General features: G+C 56.4%; 18 protein-coding genes, 1 tRNA gene and 1 riboswitch. Of the genes, 3 read left to right on the top strand and 16 right to left on the bottom strand.

Annotated elements, in window-relative coordinates; genetic code table 11:
- Positions 1-65 precede the first annotated feature (65 nt).
- The 4 genes from MNODULE_RS12925 to MNODULE_RS12940 form a co-directional block, all read right to left on the bottom strand.
- Positions 66-749, bottom strand: coding sequence for a hypothetical protein (locus MNODULE_RS12925; protein ID WP_168060428.1), 684 nt, complete (start codon positions 747-749; stop codon positions 66-68).
- 169 nt (positions 750-918) lie between these two features.
- Complete coding sequence (locus MNODULE_RS12930; protein ID WP_168060430.1) at positions 919-2,208, bottom strand: RecB family exonuclease; 1,290 nt, start codon at positions 2,206-2,208, stop codon at positions 919-921.
- A 244-nt stretch (positions 2,209-2,452) separates the two neighbouring features.
- Positions 2,453-2,528: transfer RNA gene (locus MNODULE_RS12935), tRNA-Glu, on the bottom strand.
- 67 nt (positions 2,529-2,595) lie between these two features.
- On the bottom strand, positions 2,596-2,904 hold the full coding sequence (locus MNODULE_RS12940; RefSeq protein ID WP_168060432.1) for a protease inhibitor I42 family protein: 309 nt from the start codon (positions 2,902-2,904) through the stop codon (positions 2,596-2,598).
- Between the two features lie 284 nt (positions 2,905-3,188).
- Between MNODULE_RS12940 and MNODULE_RS12945 the strand changes: the two genes are divergently transcribed.
- Positions 3,189-3,800 carry a hypothetical protein gene (locus MNODULE_RS12945; RefSeq protein WP_168060434.1) on the top strand — a complete coding sequence of 204 codons (612 nt, stop codon included), beginning with the start codon at positions 3,189-3,191 and terminating at the stop codon, positions 3,798-3,800.
- A gap of 92 nt (positions 3,801-3,892) precedes the next feature.
- Here the strand turns inward: MNODULE_RS12945 and MNODULE_RS12950 are convergent, their stop codons facing one another.
- The 5 genes from MNODULE_RS12950 to MNODULE_RS12970 form a co-directional block, all read right to left on the bottom strand.
- Positions 3,893-4,510 (bottom strand): CHAP domain-containing protein, encoded by a 618-nt coding sequence (locus tag MNODULE_RS12950; RefSeq protein ID WP_168060436.1) that lies wholly within the window; start codon positions 4,508-4,510, stop codon positions 3,893-3,895.
- A 139-nt stretch (positions 4,511-4,649) separates the two neighbouring features.
- Entirely contained in the window at positions 4,650-4,982 is a 333-nt protein-coding gene (locus MNODULE_RS12955) for a hypothetical protein (RefSeq protein ID WP_168060438.1), read from the bottom strand.
- Between the two features lie 32 nt (positions 4,983-5,014).
- Positions 5,015-5,722: a lysophospholipid acyltransferase family protein gene (locus tag MNODULE_RS12960; RefSeq protein ID WP_168060440.1), complete on the bottom strand. Its 708-nt coding sequence runs from the start codon at positions 5,720-5,722 to the stop codon at positions 5,015-5,017.
- 93 nt (positions 5,723-5,815) lie between these two features.
- Positions 5,816-7,894 carry a heavy metal translocating P-type ATPase gene (locus MNODULE_RS12965; RefSeq protein WP_168060442.1) on the bottom strand — a complete coding sequence of 693 codons (2,079 nt, stop codon included), beginning with the start codon at positions 7,892-7,894 and terminating at the stop codon, positions 5,816-5,818.
- On the bottom strand, positions 7,894-8,547 hold the full coding sequence (locus MNODULE_RS12970) for an urease accessory protein UreH domain-containing protein (RefSeq protein WP_168060444.1): 654 nt from the start codon (positions 8,545-8,547) through the stop codon (positions 7,894-7,896). The genes MNODULE_RS12965 and MNODULE_RS12970 overlap by 1 nt, the downstream gene beginning before the upstream one ends.
- A 356-nt stretch (positions 8,548-8,903) precedes the next feature.
- On the opposite strand from MNODULE_RS12970, the gene MNODULE_RS12975 reads away from it, so the two are divergent.
- Positions 8,904-9,665: a GGDEF domain-containing protein gene (locus tag MNODULE_RS12975; protein WP_168060446.1), complete on the top strand. Its 762-nt coding sequence runs from the start codon at positions 8,904-8,906 to the stop codon at positions 9,663-9,665.
- A 67-nt stretch (positions 9,666-9,732) separates the two neighbouring features.
- On the opposite strand, the gene MNODULE_RS12980 is transcribed toward MNODULE_RS12975, so the two are convergent.
- The 7 genes from MNODULE_RS12980 to MNODULE_RS13010 all read right to left on the bottom strand — a co-directional run bounded on the left by MNODULE_RS12980 (position 9,733) and on the right by MNODULE_RS13010 (position 18,429).
- Positions 9,733-10,476, bottom strand: a complete 744-nt coding sequence (locus MNODULE_RS12980; RefSeq protein WP_168060448.1) for a YgaP-like transmembrane domain — start codon at positions 10,474-10,476, stop codon at positions 9,733-9,735.
- A gap of 63 nt (positions 10,477-10,539) precedes the next feature.
- The gene (locus MNODULE_RS12985; RefSeq protein WP_168060450.1) at positions 10,540-11,406 is read right to left on the bottom strand and encodes an SDR family oxidoreductase; all 867 of its coding nucleotides are present in this window, start codon (positions 11,404-11,406) and stop codon (positions 10,540-10,542) included.
- Between the two features lie 59 nt (positions 11,407-11,465).
- Entirely contained in the window at positions 11,466-12,524 is a 1,059-nt protein-coding gene (gene ligD, locus MNODULE_RS12990) for a non-homologous end-joining DNA ligase (protein ID WP_168060452.1), read from the bottom strand.
- Positions 12,525-12,661: 137 nt separating this feature from the next.
- The gene (locus tag MNODULE_RS12995) at positions 12,662-14,101 is read right to left on the bottom strand and encodes a hypothetical protein (protein ID WP_168060454.1); all 1,440 of its coding nucleotides are present in this window, start codon (positions 14,099-14,101) and stop codon (positions 12,662-12,664) included.
- A gap of 120 nt (positions 14,102-14,221) precedes the next feature.
- Positions 14,222-15,229 (bottom strand): NAD-dependent epimerase, encoded by a 1,008-nt coding sequence (locus MNODULE_RS13000; RefSeq protein WP_168060456.1) that lies wholly within the window; start codon positions 15,227-15,229, stop codon positions 14,222-14,224.
- Between the two features lie 12 nt (positions 15,230-15,241).
- Complete coding sequence (tviB, locus tag MNODULE_RS13005) at positions 15,242-16,525, bottom strand: Vi polysaccharide biosynthesis UDP-N-acetylglucosamine C-6 dehydrogenase TviB (protein ID WP_168060458.1); 1,284 nt, start codon at positions 16,523-16,525, stop codon at positions 15,242-15,244.
- Between the two features lie 95 nt (positions 16,526-16,620).
- A complete protein-coding gene (locus MNODULE_RS13010) occupies positions 16,621-18,429 on the bottom strand; it encodes a M3 family oligoendopeptidase (RefSeq protein WP_168060460.1) in 1,809 nt (602 codons plus the stop codon).
- Positions 18,430-18,617: 188 nt separating this feature from the next.
- On the opposite strand from MNODULE_RS13010, the gene MNODULE_RS13015 reads away from it, so the two are divergent.
- Positions 18,618-20,066: an FG-GAP-like repeat-containing protein gene (locus MNODULE_RS13015; RefSeq protein ID WP_238339479.1), complete on the top strand. Its 1,449-nt coding sequence runs from the start codon at positions 18,618-18,620 to the stop codon at positions 20,064-20,066.
- Positions 20,067-20,164: 98 nt separating this feature from the next.
- Positions 20,165-20,253: riboswitch (cyclic di-GMP riboswitch) on the top strand.
- Positions 20,254-20,351 lie beyond the last annotated feature (98 nt).

A 20,351-nucleotide genomic window follows, 5' to 3' on the forward strand; every position in this document is an offset into this window, starting at 1 on the left:
GACTTCCCTGGAAATCACGGTAGCACAAATAATTGCTGCGAAGCAAAGCTTTTTTTTGCACTCCTCTACGGAGTAAAGTTGTACTCAATCGTAGAGAGAAGATCGACCTTTCCGGATGCGATCATACTGAACTCTTCTTGAACGAAGATCGTCACAATATCCTCATGACGAAGCGGAACCGGAATTTCCTTCTCCACCCCCGCCGTCAGATCGGTCGAATTTAAAACAAGCTCGTCATTGACAAAGACCTTCGCGATAATATTTTCCGGCAACCCCTTTTGTACTTCTTCCGTTCCCGCCGCAATCATCGACTCAGGCGCGTTATGGGTGACGCGGATCGATCCTTTTATCGTTCCAGGCTGGTTCGGAAGCACCACTTTCAAATCCAGCGTCACCGCGCCTTTCATCGATGCGACGGGAGCGAGAAAATCAGTCGGCATTTTATCCGTCGTTTCCAGATTTCCTTTGAACCGAATGACGCCGTTTTCCATCTCCAAACGGGCTTCCGCTTTGGCGCTCCGGTCCGCTCCGGCTTGATCGGAACTGGCGGCCTCAAGAAGCTGCGGAAGAGACGCGAAATCGGGGAGGGTGGCCTTTTCTGTTTTTCCCGCTCCACCCGAAAAGTTTTGATTCGCCGTCGCAGAAACCATCCCCAGTTTGGGCTGCGGAATCACCTTCCAATCGGCCGCTCCCGCGGGATGAGCCGTGCTCATAGCCATAAAACCAATAAGAATAAAGTATTTGATCATTCCTCTCCTCATAATACTGTTGCGTTGCGTGTCCTTTATATATAATTCTGGAACGGTTGTCCAGTCGTATCCATCCGACGCGATCGGTTAAAAATTGAACGATTGAACGAAAAAGTGTGTAATGCTTCGGAAGTGTCTTCGGAGAGGTTGAGAAGATTGGAGACCGATGCTATTTTCGTTCGTCGCGGGGAAAGACCTTGATCCAGGGGCTCTTGTCAGGTTTGCCCAGTTTTTTCAGCCGCTCCGTCAATTCCGCCCCCCAGGCGCCGCTCAAAAGAACCTTCGAAAGCGCAAAAACATCGAGCGACGAGACCTCTTCCCATCGCCCCGCCTCTTTGATCGCTTTCTCCAAAGCGGGCCGCCCGGGATCATTTCTTCCCGGGAAGCGGACATTTTCATATATCTTCACCCGGACCTTATGGGTCTTTGAGAAGAGGATCTCGACCCCCTTTTTCTGCGTATAGGCCAGGAGGGCCTCCTTGACCTTTTCAATCTCTCCTTTGACCCTTACCTCCTCGATTTGGAGGGCGGCCAGGCGCTCGACCAGGAAGACCCCCTCTTCATTCATATATTCATTTTTGGGAAGCGACGCGGTCTCATAAAGATGACGGAAGAGGGGGCAGATCGCGCGATATTCGCACCAACTGCAGAGGGCGCTCTGTTTGACGGGAAATTCGGTGGTCGTTTCGATCTCCTCGATCAAGGCGATCGTCTCCTGCCGCAACGCTTCCAAATCGTCGGTCGTCCGCCGCGAGCGGATCTCTTGATCGAAGATGAGATAATGCCAAATCAGCTCGACCTCTTTTGTTTCGGGCCAGAGCCGTTGCACCGCCATTTGATAATACGCGAGCTGCCGGTCCTGATCGAGATCTTGCTGCGTGGGGAAGAATCCTTTTGTTTTGTAGTCGTGAATCCAGATCACGCCGTCCTTCGGCTGGCTCAACCGGTCGATGAATCCCTTCATCGCATATCTTCCATCGGGATCGAGATTGAACTGGACCGGATGCTCCAGGCCGAGCGTTCGTGTCTGATCGAAGGGAGCGTACCGACGATAATAGTCGATCAAGCATTTCTCCCCCAGGGCGCGGTATTCGTCCGGGGTCAGTTCATCGCGGATGATCTGAATGTCGCCGTGCCATTCGTTTTCCCAGATTTCGCGATAGTAGGCGAGGAGATCTTCCAAGGACGTTAATTTGCAGAAGCGCAGATCGGTATAAAGCTTATAGAGCGCCTCGTGAACGCGGGATCCCATGAAGGCCTCGATCCCCTCCAGGGAGGAAGGGACCTGGTCGATGTAGGTAAACTTAAACTTTTGAGGACATTGACGGTAGGTCTCAAGCCGGGATGGGGAATAGATCACTGGCGGCCGCTCCATTTTCCAGGCGATCGGTTCCGTCCGATATGCGGTATCGACTGCCTTCTCTCGGGCCGATTCACCGGGGGTTTTCTTGGCCGACATTGTAACCGGGCGGGAAAGAGGAAGTCAAAAGGTATTTGCCCCGTAGGGGCGAGGCGCCGCCTCGCCCTGATTTGCCGTGATAAAGAAGGGCGACCCGCCGGGCCGCTCCTAACCGTAGGGAATCGCCTTTCCGCCCGACTTTACTTTAGCATCGAACCGGGAATGGACCGGATTGATAAACAAAATGGCACCCACTTGGGCACTGAAGGGTGCCCGGTGGATGCCATTATGTTGCTGAAAAGATTGGTGGTCCCAACGGGGTTCGAACCCGTGTTTTCGGCGTGAGAGGCCAACGTCCTAGGCCACTAGACGATGGGACCACTTATTTGGAGCTTTTTTACTTTATAAAAGTCAGGCTGTCCGCTACGACAGACAGGGAGGGAGGGTTTACCCGGCGACCTCCACCTCATACACTAAGCGATCTTCCGCGGAGAACTTCCAGCCGTACCGGCATTCGAATTCAATGCTATACCGACCCGATTTGACCGGAACAAATTCAAAATAATGCATCCCGATATCGTTGGTCCGGACGTGCCGCGTCCGCTCATACTCGTCACTAATGAGCTTGAGCACCGCAGCATCGAATGTCGGCACATACCGGCTTCCTCGAGTCCGATCTTCCCAGATGCGGATTTTGAACGGCTCTCCGACCTTGGCGTGGATCTTTTTGATCTCGGTTTGGATTTGCTCCGCCATCTTCGTCGTCCAGTCGAATAAACGATTAACTGAGCGGTACTTTAAACGAAATCGCTTTCCTTTGTCAACGGCTTTTCTCCTGAAGCTTCGAATGGATGTATAAACTCTGCTCAGTCGTTTCCGGCCCTTTTTGTCGGGATGCGCAGAAAGTCGGCACTCTTACACATCCAGATTCCGTCGTTCCCAAAAAACCTCAAAAGAAGCGCTCCTTGACATGGCCCTCTTCTTGCTTTTCCATTGTTCTATAATTTTATGTCCAGACACTGTAGCGAAAGGAATGCAGAATGAGAAAAAGTGCTTTGTTCCTACTTTTGCTTTTGCTTTGCGCAGCACCGTCGTTTGCGCAAATGGAGGACCGGGGAGGACCGGGTGATTTCGGCGCCCCTCCCGGAACCGATTCAGACCCGTTCGGCACCCCGCCGCGGACGGCTCCGGATCCGGGAGATCGAGGCGGTTTGGATCCCTGTCCTCCCGGATCAACGGCGCCCGATATCAATCCAGGCGACCGAGGCGGGCTGGGAGAGCCGGGGACACCGGGCGACCGCCAGCTCGAACAACGCGAATTGCCGCCGGGAAGCGTTCCTCCGAACCCGCCCGGAAGTGTCCCGTCCGACCCTCCAGGAAGTCTTCCCTCCAACCCGCCGGGGAGCATTCCTCCAAACCCGCAAGGGAGTGTGCCCGGAGATCAGGGAGGGAGCTTCGGTCAGCCGGACCCCGGAAATCAGGATCAATTCGGCCAAGACCAGTTTGGAATGACCGATTGTCCTCCGGGAACCGATCGAGGAGGTGGGTTGGACCAGCGTGGCGGATTGAGTGAACCGCCGAGTCAGGATGTTCCGGGGTCTGAACGAGAGACCCCGCCCCCGCTTCTTCCTCCTGCGGGCGGAATCCAGTAGACCCTAAATACGTGAGGCGTCGGAGGTAGGTCAGAAGATCTTAAAAATCTTCTACCCCCCAAGCCTGCCACCCGACGCCTCACGCTTTCGTATTACCTGTCCGAGACCGCTTCGATAGGCGCCTGTGGGAGAAGATTCCGATCGGACTGGGGACGAAGCCATCCCTCGACGATGAAGAGCTCTCCGCCGGCCTTTCGATTCTCCACCCGATTTGTGGCCGGGTTGTAAGCCAATTGGCCTCTTCCCGTCGGCGAGAAATTCTGTTCGACGAATTCGATATGATCATCGGCCACCCGCGTGATAATCGCGACATGGCCGTAGGGCCCTCCCTGGAAAGTGAGAATGTCGTCCGGCCTCGGCGCCACCAGTCCGCCGTTCTCGAAGGCGTCGAGCTCTTTTTTATCGGCGGTCTTGAAAAAGGTGTTGGCATTGCCGTTCCAACGTTTCCCCATCCTCCCTTCCCGAGTCTCGATTCCCTTCACCAGATGATAGAAGCGCCGGACATATTCCACGCACTGATATTGTAATCCGTAGGTCGCCCGGCCGCCGCAGCTCTCGTCGGGAGTCATGATATTCGATCGGGCGGGGACGCCGGCATGGGTGGCAAGAGTGGCCCCGCAGGGAGCGATTTCCATGCTCCCGCCGGTGGACGCCGTTCCCGCCGTCAGAATAACCAGGGTGGAGAAGATCAAGATCGAGCGCTTCATCATAATGTTCCTCCGAATATAAGGTTCTCGGAACATTAAAAAAGAAGCGTCGAAATATTGCAACGGGAAAGGATGCCGTAGGGGAATAATTTCCGGAAATTAAGGAGCGGCGAGAAGGGGTCTAGGGTGGTTTCCCAATCGGTCAGGAGGGCTGCCGGGGGCGCATCATGAGGAAGTTGACGGCGATGAAACCTCCCATCGCCCCTCCTGTCGCCGCGCCGATCAATCCCTGCTCGGGACCGGCGATCAGGAGGGCCAGCACCCCCCCCAACAACGCGCCGACGACGATGAAAAGGAAGAAGCGCCGGCCGCCGAGCCGCCAGACGACCATGCCGATGAGGGCGCCGATCGTGGCGGCGAGGATAATCCAGAACGGTCCGCCGATGAACGATCCGATCAGCCCCCCGGTGACGCCGGTGACCAGCATTCCGGGGAAGGAAGTATGAAGCGTATTTAAAACGGTCTTGGCCGACATAGGCGCAGGTTATCAAATCTATCGGGGATGAGTCAATTTGTTTTTACGGAGATCGACGCAGTCCGATCGACTCCGAAATGACCCTCCGAAACGGCGGCCATTTCGTTGAGCCGCTTCTCGACTTCCAGACGGGATTCCTCCAGCTCCTGGCGGCGCGACTCCCTTGAAACCGCCATGGGGGTGTCCGACCAAACGGTCACCCGCGAGAAAGGAAAAACCAACGCAAGCTTGCACCAGCTCTTTTGAAAAAGATGTTGCCGCGATCCCCATGAGCGAATCTTGATGATCGGGTAGCCGGTCTTTCGGGCGAGGAGGATGATCCCCGGCTTGGCGACCCGCCCCGGCGGGCGAGGGCCGTCGCAGACGATGATCCCGACCGCTTTTTCTTTGATCACGAAGTCGGTCAGCAGACCGAGCGCCTCTTTTCCCCCTTTGGAGCTGGAACCCCGCAGGACGGTGAAGCCGAATTTTTCGATCAGATACGCGGCGAGCGCCCCGTCTTTGCTTTGGCTGACGATCGTCGCGATTTTCCGTCTTTTGGCGAACGAGATCAGAAAATAGAAATTGAACAGCATATCCTGATGCCACCAGGTCAGCAGGACCGGCCGGTCCTCATTCAGACAATCGAGGAGAGGGCCCTTCACCTCCACCCGGCAAGTCCAGCGGTAGAGATGGACGAAGAACCAGGCGAAGCAATAAGCCAGGCGGAAAAGGATTTTCTCAAGAAACGATTTTGGCACGAAGACTCCCGGATTTTGTTCAATCGCCGTGTCATTCTACAAGATCAATGCAAAGAACTCAAACAAGATTGCGCTTTGCCCCTTACCCTCCCTTCATTGAAATCCCCTCAGCCGGAGGCTGTTCCAAATCACCAGCAAGCTGCTGACAATCATCGCCAAAGCCGCAAAGATCGGCTGGAGCAGCCCCGTCATGGCCAACCCGACGCCGATGATGTTGTAGAAAAAGGCCCAGAAGAGATTCTGCTTGATCGTTCGGGAGGCCCGTCTTGTAAATCGGACCAGCCAGGCGATTTTTCGAAGATCGGTCCGGACCAGGCTGACGTCGGCGGTTTCTTTCGCAACATCGCTCCCCGATCCGATGGCGACGCCGATGTCGGCCTCGGCAAGGGCGGCGGCATCGTTGATTCCATCTCCGACCATCGCGACGGCCGCTCCTCTTTTTTTCACCCGGCCGATCTCTTCGCATTTTTCATGGGGGAGCCGCTCGGCATGGATGGCGCATCCGGGCAGATGTTTTCCGATCTCTTCGGACGCCGGTTTTTGATCCCCGCTCAACAGGTGGAGAGAAAGTCCTTCCTGCTGGAGAAGAGAAACCGCCTCCGATGCCTCCGTCCGAAGACGATCACCAAAAACGAAAGCCCCATGAACCCTTCCCTCCCATCCGCAAAAGACAAGGCTCTTCCCCGCCGAAGCGGCGCACCGGCTCTCTCCCTCCAGAAGTGAATCGAAGAGAAGGCCATTCTCCTTCATCCACCGCCGGCTTCCGAGCCAAACCCATTTCCCGTCGCCGTCGATCTTCACCTGGCCCGTCATGCCGAGGCCGGGGTGGTTTTTGAATCCGGCCGTCGGATAGAGCGGAATCCCTTGCCCCATGCCGGCGACAACAAGCGATCGGGCCAGCAGATGCTCCGACGGCTGCGCCAAGGAGGCGCCGACGGCCAGAAGCGGCTCCGGACGGACGTTCGCCCACGCGGGAAGGAGAATCGAGAGAAGAACCGGCTTTCCTTCGGTGAGGGTTCCGGTTTTATCGAAGAACATGTTAGATACCTTCGGCAAAACTTCAAAGACCCGGCTCGACCGGATCAAGATTCCCTCCCGGGCCGCCCGGCCGATCCCGACCGAGATCACCATCGGCGTCGCCAACCCCAGGGCGCAGGGGCATGCGACCAGGAGAACGGCGAGGGCGTTGAAGAGGGCCGCCGATCCGCCGGCCCGCCGCCACCAGAACAAGGCGGTTCCGGCCGCGCAGAGAAGAACCACCGGAATGAAGAATGAGGAGATCCGATCGGCCAGCCGCGCCATCTCCCCGCGCGCCTGCTGCGCTTTTTCCATCAACAAGATCATCTGCCTGAAAAGTGATCCGGCCAGCGGGGCGATCGCGCGGATCATCAGAGGGGCCTCTCCATTCAGCGTCGCGGCATAAACCCGGTCTCCCACCTCCTTTTCGACCGGGCGCGCCTCGCCGGTCAGCATCGACTCATCGACCGGCGCCCCTTCCGCCGCGCCTCCTTCGATCACCTCTCCATCAACCGGGATCTGTTCTCCCGGACGGACCCGGACGGTCTCTCCCCTTTGGACTTCTTCGGCCGGCTTTCGAATTTCTCTGCCGCCGATCAGAACCGTCGCCGTCAGCGGAGAGAGAGAGAGGAGCCGCTTGATTCCGTCGGCCGCCTGCGCGCGGGCGGTCGCTTCGAGAAACCGGCCGAGGGTGACCAATACCAGAATCATCGCTCCGGTATCGAAATAGACCCTCTCCTCTCCGGCCAGCCATGCGAAGGTCGAGTAGAGGTAAGCCGCGCCGGCCCCCAGGGCGATCAGACTGTCCATCCCGAACGTGAAGGTCTTTATCTCTTGGAAAAAGCCCCTGAAAAAAGGAACCCCGAGGAGAAACATCAGCGGCGTTGCATGGAGAAAAAGAAGAAGATGAAACGAAGGGACCACTTCTCGCGGGATCGCTTTTCCGTAGAGGAGAAGACTGAAGGTCATAATGTTCATGGAAAGGAGCGCGCCGAGCGCCAGTCGGGCGAGGAGAAAAGCCGCCTCGCCCCCCTCCCCCTGCTCGCCGACGATCCGGAAAGCCAGCCGGCAGCCGTAGCAACAAAAGGGGTCGGGATCGGACCGGCCTGAGCGGATCGGAAGCCGGCAATGCCGGCAATGGAGCGATCTCTTCATCAAAAACCTCTCTCATGTCCGGCATGCATCGGGATGAATGCCCGCAGCAGCGTGATCACCCCCAGAATCAGGAGGAAGAGGGTCCCCGCCGAGATGAATCGGGCGCGAACGGCGGGAGAAAAAAGAGAGAGCAGCTTGGCCGAAAAGAGGAGCGCCGGAACGGTTCCCAATCCAAAGCTGATCATCGTGAAGAGCCCGGCCGAAACCGATCCGGTGCCCGCCGCCTTTGCGGCGAACGCGTAGACCAACGAGCAAGGGAGAAGACCGTGAAAGATCCCAAAGCAGAGAGAAGCGGCCCATCCCTCTCTCCCCTTCACCCAACCGAAAAGCGAAGCGAAGATTCCCTCCAGAAACGGGAGCCCCTTCGCAGGGGAGAAAAAAAGCGCCATCATCGAAATCCAGATAATTGCGATCCCGGTGATCAGCGACAGAAGCCGCTGCGTCCCGAGCAACAAGGTTCCAAACGCCCCGAACAGCGCGCCGATGGAGAGATAGGTTCCGATCCGCCCGCCGTGGTAGAGAAGGAGGTGAACCGCCCGGCCGCGAGAAGTCCCCATCCACATACCATGCATCCCCGCGATGCCGCCGCACATCCCGACGCAGTGAAAAGAGGCGGCCAGGCTGATCAGAAACAATGCCAGGTATTCGATCACTTTTTCTCCCCGTAGAGCACCGCCTGCGCAATCGTTTGCGAAGAGGATGAAGGCGCTTTCCGGCCCGCCGGGCCGATTCCTCTTGAACCTTGCTCTTTGCGCGGAGGATCAAAGTCGGAGAACGGTCTCCCGATCCGCCGAACGGATGACCGTATGTATGAAACGCAACTTTCGTACCGCCCTTTCTTGAGCACGTGTCATCGGGGAGGGATTGAATAAAAAAAACACCTATGCTACGATCTGCCTGGACGTTTTAAGAAGTGGTGGTGCCTGTACTTCCTCGGTTTTCCCCTGCATTTTTCGCTCTTGGCTTCTCCTCGGTACGTCAGCTTGATTACATTTCCAGGATTCCGCCGATGCAGTTCGATAGATCGGAAACAAGCTTGGAGACCCTCTTTGTCCTCGTGAGTCTCTTCCTCATTCTCTTGATCGGAGCCACCCCTTGGTGGGTCGATCTTTATCAAACCGGATCTTTCTTTCAGACAAGAAAAGACCTTTTCGCCAATATCGCGAGCACCTCGCTCAATCTGGTCATGGTCTTTCTTTTGATCTATCTCTTTACCCAACGGACCAAGCTGCAGCAAACCCGAACGATGGAGCTGCAGCGGCTCTCCATGACCGATCACCTGACGGAAATCTACAACGCCCGCTTCTTCCATCACCGGCTCGGGAAAGAGGTGGAGCGGGCCAAGCGGCAAAAAGAGGTCTTCTCCCTGCTCTTTCTCGACATCGACGGATTCAAGCGATATAACGACTCTTATGGGCACACGGCCGGCGACTCCGTTTTGAAAGAGGCCGGCCAGATTATCTTGCGGATGATCCGGGAAGGGGTCGATTGCGGGGCGCGCTACGGCGGGGATGAGTTCTCGGTCATCTTGATCGATACCGATCTGGAGGCGGCGATGGAGATCGGCGAGCGGATCCGGCTTGCCTTCCATCAACATCGAAACGGGAACATCTCATTAAGTATGGGGGTGGCGGTTTTCAAACGGGGGGATACCCCCGAGCGGCTCTTGAAACGGGCCGACGACGCGATGTACCGGGCCAAGCGGAAGGGAGGGAATCGCATCGAGTCCGAATCGGGATGGACCTACTCCCGCTACGATAAAACCGCTTAAGAGAGGACCGCCCCGAGAGATCGAGCCGATTCCCTTCCCCCCGCAATGCCTTTACCAGATCGTCCCCTCAGGCCGCCTCGGATATCTCCCCCGTCACAATGAGCCGTTTGAACTGGTCGAGGCTTCGCTCCAGCGCCTTCTCCGGAACCTGGCCGAAGAGCCGCGCAAACGCCGCCCCCAAGAGACTGTGCGCCGGATCATATTTGAGGAAGAGCCGGACGCGTGTCCCGGCCCCGTTCGGGTCGGCCTCAAAACGGACCGAAATGATCTCCGCCTCTCCCCCTTCGCCCGCCCCCCAGCTGATCGCCGCGTTCGGATGATCTTCGATCAAATGCGCTTCCCATTCCAATTGGGTGCCGGTGTCGGGTCCGGCCACCCAGTAAGAGCGGCCGTCGCTCTCCTCTCGGACCGATTCGATCGTATCGAAAAATCGAGGAAGGTTTTGCAGGTTCTTCCATAACGGATAAAGCGCCTCCGGCGGCCGATCGACAGTGATGCTCTTCTCCACTTCGATTGCACCACCGGCCGATTCCTCTTCTTTGAATCCCGCTCCTCCCCTCTCCTTCTCCGTCAGCCGCTGCTTCTCTGCCGTGTTCGCCCCGATCGCCTGATAGGCGTAACAGTGCCCCGTCACCCCGCGATGCACCAGCGCCCCGCCGACAAGAGCCAACGCGAGGCCGGGCCACGTGCGGCGCTTCAGGCCGTAGGCAATGAGCCCTCCTCCCCCCAGCGCCGAGAGCCACCGCTCGATCTTCCCGACATTGATATCATTGATATTATTGTTCACCTGCTCCTCCGAATGTTCCAACATGCCGTTCCTCCTCTGAACGAGATCGATCCCTGTAAAAGCCTGTCCGAAATATCGGTTTGAAAATCAGCCGTTGACCACGACGCCGCCGTTGGGGTGGAGCATCTGCCCGGCATAATACGAAGCATCCTCCGAGGCGAGAAAGACATAACTCGGCGCCACCTCGTCCGGCTCGCCGGCCCGCTCCATCGGAACATTGCTCCCGAACTCGGCAACATGCTGGGGCGATTTCGCCTCGGCCGGGATCAGCGGCGTCCAGATGGGGCCGGGGGCGACCCCGTTGACCCGAATCCCTCGCGCGATGAGCGCCTGAGAGAGCGAGCGGGTGAAGGCGACGATCGCCCCCTTCGTCGCCGAATAGTCGAGCAGGTGCGGGCTCCCCTTATAGGCGGTGACCGAGGCGGTATTGATGATGCTGCTCCCCTCCCCCAGATATGGCAGGGCCGCCTTGGTCACGAAGAAGTACGAGAAAATGTTTGTCCGGAAAGTCCGCTCGAGCTGCTCGGCGCTGATCTTCTCGATCCCCTCCTGCGGGTGCTGCTCGGCGGCGTTGTTCACCAAAATGTCGAGGCGGCCGAAGGCCTTCACCGTGTCATCGACGATCCGCCGGCAGAAGGCCTCCTCTCCGATATCCCCGGCCATCGTGATACAGCGGCGCCCTTCTTTTTCGATCAGGCGCCGGGTCTCCTCCGCATCTTGATGTTCGTTGAGATAGCTGATGGCGACATCGGCTCCTTCCTTTGCGTAGGCGATCGCCACCGCCCGGCCGATTCCGCTGTCGCCGCCGGTGATCAACGCCGCTTTCCCCTTCAGCTTGCCGCTCCCGCGATAACCCCGTTCCTTTGATTTCGGTTGCGGCGTCATCTCCGCTTCAATCCCCGGCTGGCGCTCCTGGCGCTGCGCCGGACGTTGCACTTTCCTTTTCTCTTCCATCGCTCACTCCTCAAAAATTTCCAACGGCATAGTGTATGAGATAGATCATTTGGATCCGATCAGGCCGCCTGTTTTCCTTTCTTCATCGGACGGCCCGGAAGTCGTTGCCGATGATCGAAGAATCCGCTCCATCTATCCCTTTCGGTCTTCAATCGTTTCGGCACATTTCGAATCGTGAAATCGGCGATTCGCACCTCCTGATCGATCTCCTCCCAGGTCACCGGCATCGAGACCGTCGCCCCCCCTTTGGCCCGAGCGCTATAAGGTGCGATCACCGACTTCCCCCGCGCGTTCTGAAGCCAATCGACATAGACTTGTCCTTTTTTCCGCGCCGACGGGGTCCGCGCGACCGTCGCAATTTCCGGAACGCGGAGGGCCACTTCGTTTGCAACCACTTCGGCGAACAAGGCCACCGTATCGTAGTCGTAAATCGGCTCCAAAGGAAGATAGAGATGGATCCCCGACGACCCGGAGGTCTTTGGATAAACGGAAAGGCCCCAGCCGCCGAAAACCGCGCGCGTCACCCGCGCCGTCCTCAATACGCTCTCCCAGGGAGCGCCGCCCGGATCGAGATCGATCACCAACCAATCGGGACGGTCGATTCGATCAACCGTCGAATGCCAGGGGTGATGCTCGATCGTCCCGAGATTCACCAGGTGAAGGAGCGAGGCAAGCCCGGAGTAAACGGCATAGTCGATCTCCCTCCCCTCTTCGTTCCGCATCCGGGCGCTCCGCAAGTAGCTCGGTGCGCTTTGAAGATCATGTTGGAAAAATTTCGGCGCGGCGATGCCGCGGGGATACCGCTGCAAAATGGCGGGCCGGTTTCGGAGAAAAGGATCGATGAATGGAAAAACGCGAATGTAATAGCAAAGCAACTCGAATTTGGTGATTCGCTCCGCCGGCCAGTAGACCCGCTCGAGATGGGTGAGGGCGACACGGGCGCCGCCGATTTCGACGATCACATCGCCGGTGGGGTTCTTCATGGAGAGAAATTCTTCAACCGTCAAAGGGGACCCTTCTGCAGGAGGGGTCCGCTTGATCCGGGCCGGCTTCACGGCAGGGACCGGCTCGGGCGTTTTTTCGAAATTTCGCTTTTTTCGGTAAGGCTTGAGTCCCATGGCGACCCGCTTAGGATGGATGGACCGGGGCGGAGGAAATCCTCCTTACATCCAGGATAGACCAAAGCAAGATCGGGGGGCAAGAGGTGGAAGATGGTAGGGGCACAACATTTGTGCCCCTACGTTGTCAGGATCGTTTAAGGTCTCACCCAGAGTTCGACGTCGTCGTAGAGGACAGTTCCCTCGTAGTGGGTGATGTGGGGATCGCCGAACATGAAGTAATCGGGATAGGCGGAATCGGCCGGCCAGGCGTTCCAGTCGATTCCCATGCTTTTCAGCGGCTGGCTGTTTTTGTCGCGCGGGGCGTCTTCGGGGGTGTTGTTGTAGTGCCAAACCGGGGTCTTTCGAAAATCGATCGCGCCGCGGTAAGTTGTCACCCCGCCGTATTGGAACCGGCCGGAGACCTCCAGGACATAGTGAGTCGCATTCCGTTCGATCGTGACGGTGTAGGTCTCGCCGTTGATGTAGGCGTCGGCCGCCGTATGGCCGGTCGGGCCGCAGTCGCGAAAAGCGCCGTTATAGAAACAATGAAAAGGATTGCCGGTCCAGACGCTCCCGAAGTTATTGCCGTCGAGGGCCAGCATGGAAACCGGATGCGATCCTTCGGTGATCCGGCCCCGCGGCGTCCAGATCGTCGACCAGGCGTTTCCGGGAAGGTCGTCGTAGAAATTGTTGTCGGAGTCGATCACGACTTTCCGATGGTGATGGATCCAGACGTTGTTGTGCGGCATCGGCTTCGTGTCGAGGATGGCGAGGAAGTAGAAACCGTTCTCCCGCCACGCCTCCAGCGGCGCGGTCGATTGATTGGAGAATCGCCATGGATCGGCAGTCTCCGTTTTATCCGAGTAGCCGTTCTTCCGCCAGACGCCGTCGTCATCGCGCCCGCCGGCGGAGACCGGGGTGACTTTGAGCCGGATTCGGTATTCGGACGGAAGCGGCTCGGTGCTTCGCACTTCGGCGCCGTCGTAATGAACCGTGTTGTTCAGTTGCAAGACACGGTTCCCGTCTCCCAGCTCGGAAATCAAGAACTCTCCCCCATGCTCGTTCAGATCGAGGGTGCCGCTTGCATTGGCATCTCTTCCGTAGAGCTCGAAAGTCAGCCAACCGTTTTCGCTATAAGGAAACGACTTTCGGAAGGAGAGGAATTTTCCGAGTTCATCGGCGAAATTCTTCCCGAACGACTCATATTTTTTGAAGAAAAATGAACCATCCTCATCCCAGGGATCTTCAGGCTGGCCGTACGCGTCCCGTTCCCAGGGAAGATTCGCCGGAAGGGGGGTATCGAACGTCTCTTTATGTTTTAACATCCAACCATCGACAATCAGAGGTGGATTCGAGGCGACGGGAGGAGGATCGATGGGGGTCGGAGTGTCCTCTCCAGGAGGGGGCGCATCTGTTGAAGGCGGGGGCGGGGTTGGTTCCTCCCCTTCTGGAATTTCGACAGAAACAACCTCTCCGGATGGGAGGGGGACCCCTGGACCCGAAGCGGAGGAGCCCCCGCCGCTGCAGCCGAAGAGGAGCGCCGCGGACAAGAGGATCGACCCGATCGATTTGATTCCATTCTTCATACAGGGCATACGTCCCTCCTTTCGTCTAAAAGCCCAAGCATAGCCGAATTAGAAAGAAGGAGGGATTGGGGAAAAAGGGTAGATTCTCAAAAAAGGGAACCTAAGGGTTTGGGGGAAATCGGAGGATATTTAGACCTGATAGTAGCCGCGATACCAATCGACGAAGCGTCGGACCCCCTCTTCAATCGGGGTCGCCGGCTTGAATCCGACCTCCTTCATCAGATCATCGACATCGGCATAGGTCGCCGGGACGTCTCCCGGTTGAATCGGAACCAAACGCCGCTCCCCCTTCTTTCCAAGGCATTGCTCGAGCGTATCGACCAAGGTAAGAAGGGCGACGGGGTTGTTATTTCCAATGTTGAAGATTCGATATGGGGCGGAACTGGTGGCCGGATCGGGGTTTCGGCTGCTCCAGTTCGGATCGGGGGCAGGAATCTTCTCCCCCACGCGAACCACCCCTTCAATGATGTCATCGATGTAGGTAAAATCGCGCTCCATCTTTCCGAAGTTGAAGAGCTCGATCGGCTTTCCCGCCAAAATCGCATTGCTGAAGAGAAACAGAGCCATATCGGGCCTTCCCCACGGACCGTAGACGGTAAAAAAGCGGAGGCCGGTCGTCGGGATTCGATAAAGATGAGAGTAGGTATGCGCCATCAATTCATTTGCTTTTTTGGTAGCGGCGTAGAGTGAAACCGGGTGATCGACCCGGTCGTGGACCGAAAATGGCATCTGTGTGTTGGCGCCGTAAACTGAGCTGGAAGAGGCATAGATCAGGTGAGGGACCTGCGCTTGGCGGCACCCCTCCAGGATATGGAGAAATCCAACCAGGTTGCTTTCGATATAGACATGCGGGTTAGTGAGGCTGTAGCGGACCCCTGCTTGCGCGGCGAGATGGAAGACCCGCTCATATTGGTCGTTCCGGAATACCTCTTCCATCTTGGGCCGATCCGCCAGATCGGCCTTTACCAACCGAAAGTTCGAACGGCCTTCAAGCTGCTTGAGCCGGGCCTGTTTCAGAGAAACATCATAATAATCGTTTAAGTTATCGAGGCCAACCACTTCGTGGCCTTGGGAGAGGAGCCGCTTCGACAGATGGAAGCCGATGAACCCGGCCGCGCCGGTAACCAAAACCTTCAATGGTGAGCCCCTTTATAACCGTCCATCGACCCAGGACCGATCCCAGAGATGTTTCACATCGTAGATCACCCGCCGCTCCTTGGCATATCGATTCAGGTCGTCCGCCGTCCACTTTTTGAATTGCTGATGCGCCACCGACAGGATGATGGCATCATAGTAGCCCTCATGGAGGGCCTCGTCCAGCTTGAGACCATATTCATGCTCCACTTCGTTCGTGTCGGCCCAGGGATCATAGATGTGCACATTGGCATTGTACTGCTTTAACTCTTGAATAATGTCGACAACGCGGGTATTTCGGATGTCGGGACAGTTCTCTTTGAACGTCAGCCCGAGGATGAGGATGTCGCTCCCGACCACCGGAATTCCCTTTTTCGTCATCAACTTCACGACCTGCCCCGCGACATGGCTTCCCATACCGTCATTGATCCGCCGTCCGGCGAGGATCACCTCGGGGTGATAGCCGACCTCTTGTGCTTTGTGCGTCAAATAATACGGATCGACGCCGATGCAATGCCCGCCGACCAGTCCCGGAGAGAACTTGAGAAAATTCCATTTCGTTCCGGCGGCCCTCAACACCGCCTCCGTGTCGATCCCCAAACGACTGAAGAGAAGAGCCAGCTCATTGATGAGTGCGATATTCACATCGCGCTGCGTGTTTTCGATGACTTTCGCCGCCTCGGCCACGCGGATCGATTCCGCGCGGTGGGTCCCGGCAACGATAATTGACTTATAGACGGCATCCACCATCTCCAAGGTTTCCGGTGTCGAGCCGGAGACGACCTTAAGAATCTTGGTGACGGTATGTTCTTTATCTCCCGGATTGATCCGCTCCGGAGAGTAACCTGCAAAGAAGTCGCGGTTGAATTTCAGACCCGACTTCTGCTCCAGAATCGGCACACAGATCTCCTCGGTCACCCCGGGATAAACGGTCGATTCATAAACGACAACGTCCCCTTTTTTTAAAACCGCTCCGACACTCTCCGTCGCTTTGACCACGGGTGTGAGATCGGGACGCTTATGTGCATCAATCGGTGTAGGAACGGTCACGATAAAAAAATTGCACTCTTTGATCCCTTGCCGGTCAGTCGTATAGACAAGCTTTTTTGCTGCGCGAAGGGCTTCTTCCGACACCTCCAGGGTGGCATCGAATCCTTTCTGGAGCGCTTCAACCCGTTTCGAATTGATATCAAAACCGACCGTCTTAAATTTTTTCCCGAATTCAACCGCCAGCGGGAGTCCGACGTACCCCAAGCCGATAATTGCGATCTTGATCCGGTCTTCCAATTTTTCCGTCATCGATTCCCCTCTTTATTTTCTAGGAGAAGTGTAACAAACTTTCAAAACCTTGTCCAAGAATAAGTCGAACGAAAGGCGCTCTCTCCCGATGCAAGCTAGCTTAATTTGGCAGAGACCGTTGGAGCAAGACGCTCGGCCTCTTCCAGCATTTGCTCCAGGAAACGGAGTCCTCCTTGCCAGAAATCACGCTTCGTAATATCCAGCCCAATTTTTTCCCGGATCAGTTGATTAGGCGATTGCGAGCCCCCGGCCGAGAGAAGCTCGAGATATTTCGGGACGAAACCGGCGCCCTCTTCCAGGTATTTTTGATACAAAGCGAGGACAAGGAGATGTCCGAAAGCGTAGGCGTAGGTATAAAAAGGGGAGTGAATAAAATGGGAGATGTACATCCACCACCATCGATAATCATCGGTCAGGGTCAACGCGTCGCCGAACATCGCACGGTTCTCTGAAAGCCAAAGTTGATTGATTCGATCCGGGCTGAGTTCCCCCTCCGTCCGCCGCGCCGCATGCACCCTCTGCTCAAATCGGCAGAGAACCACCTGCCGGAAGATCGTTGCGAAACTCTCCTCGAGCTTTTCCATCAGAAGGGCCAATCTCTGCTTCGGATCCTGTTCCTCCGTTCGTAAACGATGAAAGACAAGCATCTCGGCAAAGACGCTGGCGGTCTCTGCAGTGGTGAGCGGCGTATCAAAGTTGAAGTAATTTTGCTTGCGGGACACCCACTGATGCACCCCATGTCCGAGCTCGTGCGCCAGGGTCATCACGTCACGGGGGTTCCCGAGATAATTGACGAAGACATACGGATGGACGCTCGGAACGGTGCCGTGACTGAAGGCCCCTCCCCGCTTACCGGGGCGAACGGGGGCATCGATCCAGTTTTTTTCGAAGAAAAGCGCGGCGATCTCGGCCACCTGCGGCGAGAAGTCGGTAAAAGCCGAGAGGACCTGCCCCTTTGCCTTATCGAAAGGGATCGGCTCCGTTCTGGCAGTCATCGGAGCATAACGGTCGTAGTCGTAGAGTTGATCCAGACCGAGTTGCGCTTTCTTCAATCGATAATAGCGAGCGACCAAGCCGTAGTAGGATTCGCAGGCGGCGAGAAGCGCATCGACCGCGGCAGGCTCGATTTCGTTCGATAAATTCCGGGAGGCCATCGGGTCCGGAAAATGGCGCAGCCGGTCATCGCTGGCATGATCGGCCACAATTTGATTGAAGATGAATGTAAAAAGCGGGGCGTTCCGCTCCAACCCTTCGGTCAGTCCTTTGGCCGCCGCCCGCCGGACCTCGCGCTGCGGCTCATAAAGCAAAGCGAGCGCCTCCTGCTCGGTGAGTGAACGGCGCTCTCCGTCGATATCAACTTGAAATTGAATCTGATTGATCGTTTCATCAAAGAGCCGTTGGAAGGCGCGGATGCCGGTGTTCGCCTTTTCCTCCAAGATTTTTTCTTCGGCCTCCGAAAGCCGATGCGGCGCCCATTTTCGGATCGAATCCAAGAAATGACGATATCTCGACAGCTCGGGCGCTTGCATCCATTCCTCGGCCTTTTTCTCCGGAACCGCGGTCCATTCCAATTCAAAAAAGAGAAGATGCCGCTGGAGTTCGGTAAAACGCTCCTGCGTTCGCTGAAGGAGCGCCCCATGTTTTGGATTCTGCGTATCGGCGGCGAAAACAAGGTAAGCGTAAGCAAGAACCCGATCGACCCCCTCCCGGATCGATTCCAACTCTTCCAGCGCTTCGAAAAAACGCTTTCCGGTCAGCTCGCCCGAAAGAATGCGGCCCCGATATTGTTGCTCGAACCGTTCGGCCCGTTGAAGCGAATCGCGGAGATCGGCCTCGATTTTGGGATCATCGATCCCTTGATACAAATCGCTCAAATTCCAAGTCGGCAATCCGGACGCTTTCAATTCCTTCTCCTCATCCGTGGGTACGCTCTCAAATCCATCAGAATTACAATATCATAAACGATGAATTCCCTGGAACATAAAAATATCGGTCGGCTCAACGGACCGACAATCCGACCTTCTTCTTCAGAGCCGATCATCTTACAGCAATTTGACAGATTTCCGGTCGAGAGATAGTCTTTTAAATACCGATGGAACTCGCATTTTTCATACCGGATCGGTTATTTCTCCGATCTATCTTTGCTCGAATTCCCCTCTGTTTAGGGGTATTCTTATCCGTCTTCGTCGCCGCTTGCGGCGGCGGTGGCGGCGGAGGAGGGGGCGGCACGGATCCTCCGCCGCCTGTCATCGCCGAGATTGAAGTCTCCCCGACGGCCGTGACCATCTCAAAAACAGGTTCCCTACAGTTCAGTGCAACCGCACGGGATGCGGACGGAACATCGATCTCCAGTGTGACGTTTACCTGGTCTTCGAACAATCCGGATATTGTCAGCATCGACGCCAACGGCCTCGCCTCCGGCATCGCGGAAGGGACGGCGATCATCACCGCCTCCGCGGATGGGGTCTCCGGAACAACGGCGGTGGAAGTGACTTTCCGTCTCTTCTCTAGCCCGACCACCCATCTTGTGGGAACCACCCCTTCAGTAGTGACTGCCGGCGATTTTAACAATGACAGTTTCGTGGACTTAGTCACCGCAAATGTAGACGACAACTCCATTTCACTCTTGAAAGGGACGGGGAACGGACTATTCTCGGCCGCCGAGACTTTCTCGGTCGGCGTTTTTCCTCAATCGCTTGCTTCAGGACGTTTTGGGCCCGATTCATTTGACGATCTGGCCGTTGTGAATTTCGGAGATTCATCCATCTCTCTTTTCCTGGGGATTCATACCGGAATCGGCCCAACCACGGGAATTCCTTCCTCCGGCAACGGTCCCATCGCAATCGTGACGGCCGACTTCGACAACGACGACAACCAAGACCTCGCCACCGCCAATCTTTCCACAAGCGATATTTCTCTATTCCTCGGAAACGGAGACGGAACTTTCCAATCTCCGCTTCCTTTTCCGAGCGAAGGGAGCGGGCCCATCGCGCTTCTTGCCGCTGACCTGGATAAAGATGGAAGAACCGATCTGGCCGTCGTACTCGGATCAGACGACAAAGTTGCGATTTTGCTCAATGACGGCGCGGGCGGTTTTGACAGCCCGGAGCCGCCGATTTCCGTCGGAACGGGTCCCAATGCAATGATCTCCGGAGATTGGGACAGTGATGGGAATATCGATCTGGCCGTGGTCAACAGTGCCAGCGCCGATCTCACTCTGTTGTTTGGAGACGGCGCCGGAAATTTTTCAGCTCAAACGTTACCGCTCGCCGGGGGCGAACACCCCGAGTTTGCCGCGACGGGAGACTTCGATAATGATGGAAAACCGGACATCGCGGTTTCCGACAGCGCCAATAATACCCTCTCCGTTTTGCTCAATATCGGCGGCGGTCTCTTCTCCGATCCGATTCAACAATCGACCGGTGACGGCCCCCTGGCCATCTCGGCCGAAGATCTGAACGGAGACGCAAAAGACGACCTGGTCGTCACCAATGCCGGCGACAACACCCTCTCCGTCTTTTTTAATGCAGATCCCAACTAATTTACCGTTCCACATAATACAATGTTGGGATACTATTTATATTGACGTAACGACATCCCCGCCGTATATTAAAAGTTACATAAAGACACCCATGATGCCACCGACAAGAGCTACCCTCCTCGAAAGAGACGGGGCGCAAAGTCCTTGACCTAAGTCCCATAAGGATATGGTTGCAAGGATTACCGAAGCGGCAATCGCTCGAAGCTCATCCACAAAGGTGGTATGAGCTTTTTTTAGTACGAAACTGAAAAATGAGGGGTCGCTTGCGATGAGTTCAGGTCAACC

Origin of the sequence: Candidatus Manganitrophus noduliformans (assembly GCF_012184425.1) — a bacterium.
Taxonomy (GTDB): domain Bacteria; phylum Nitrospirota; class Nitrospiria; order SBBL01; family Manganitrophaceae; genus Manganitrophus; species Manganitrophus noduliformans.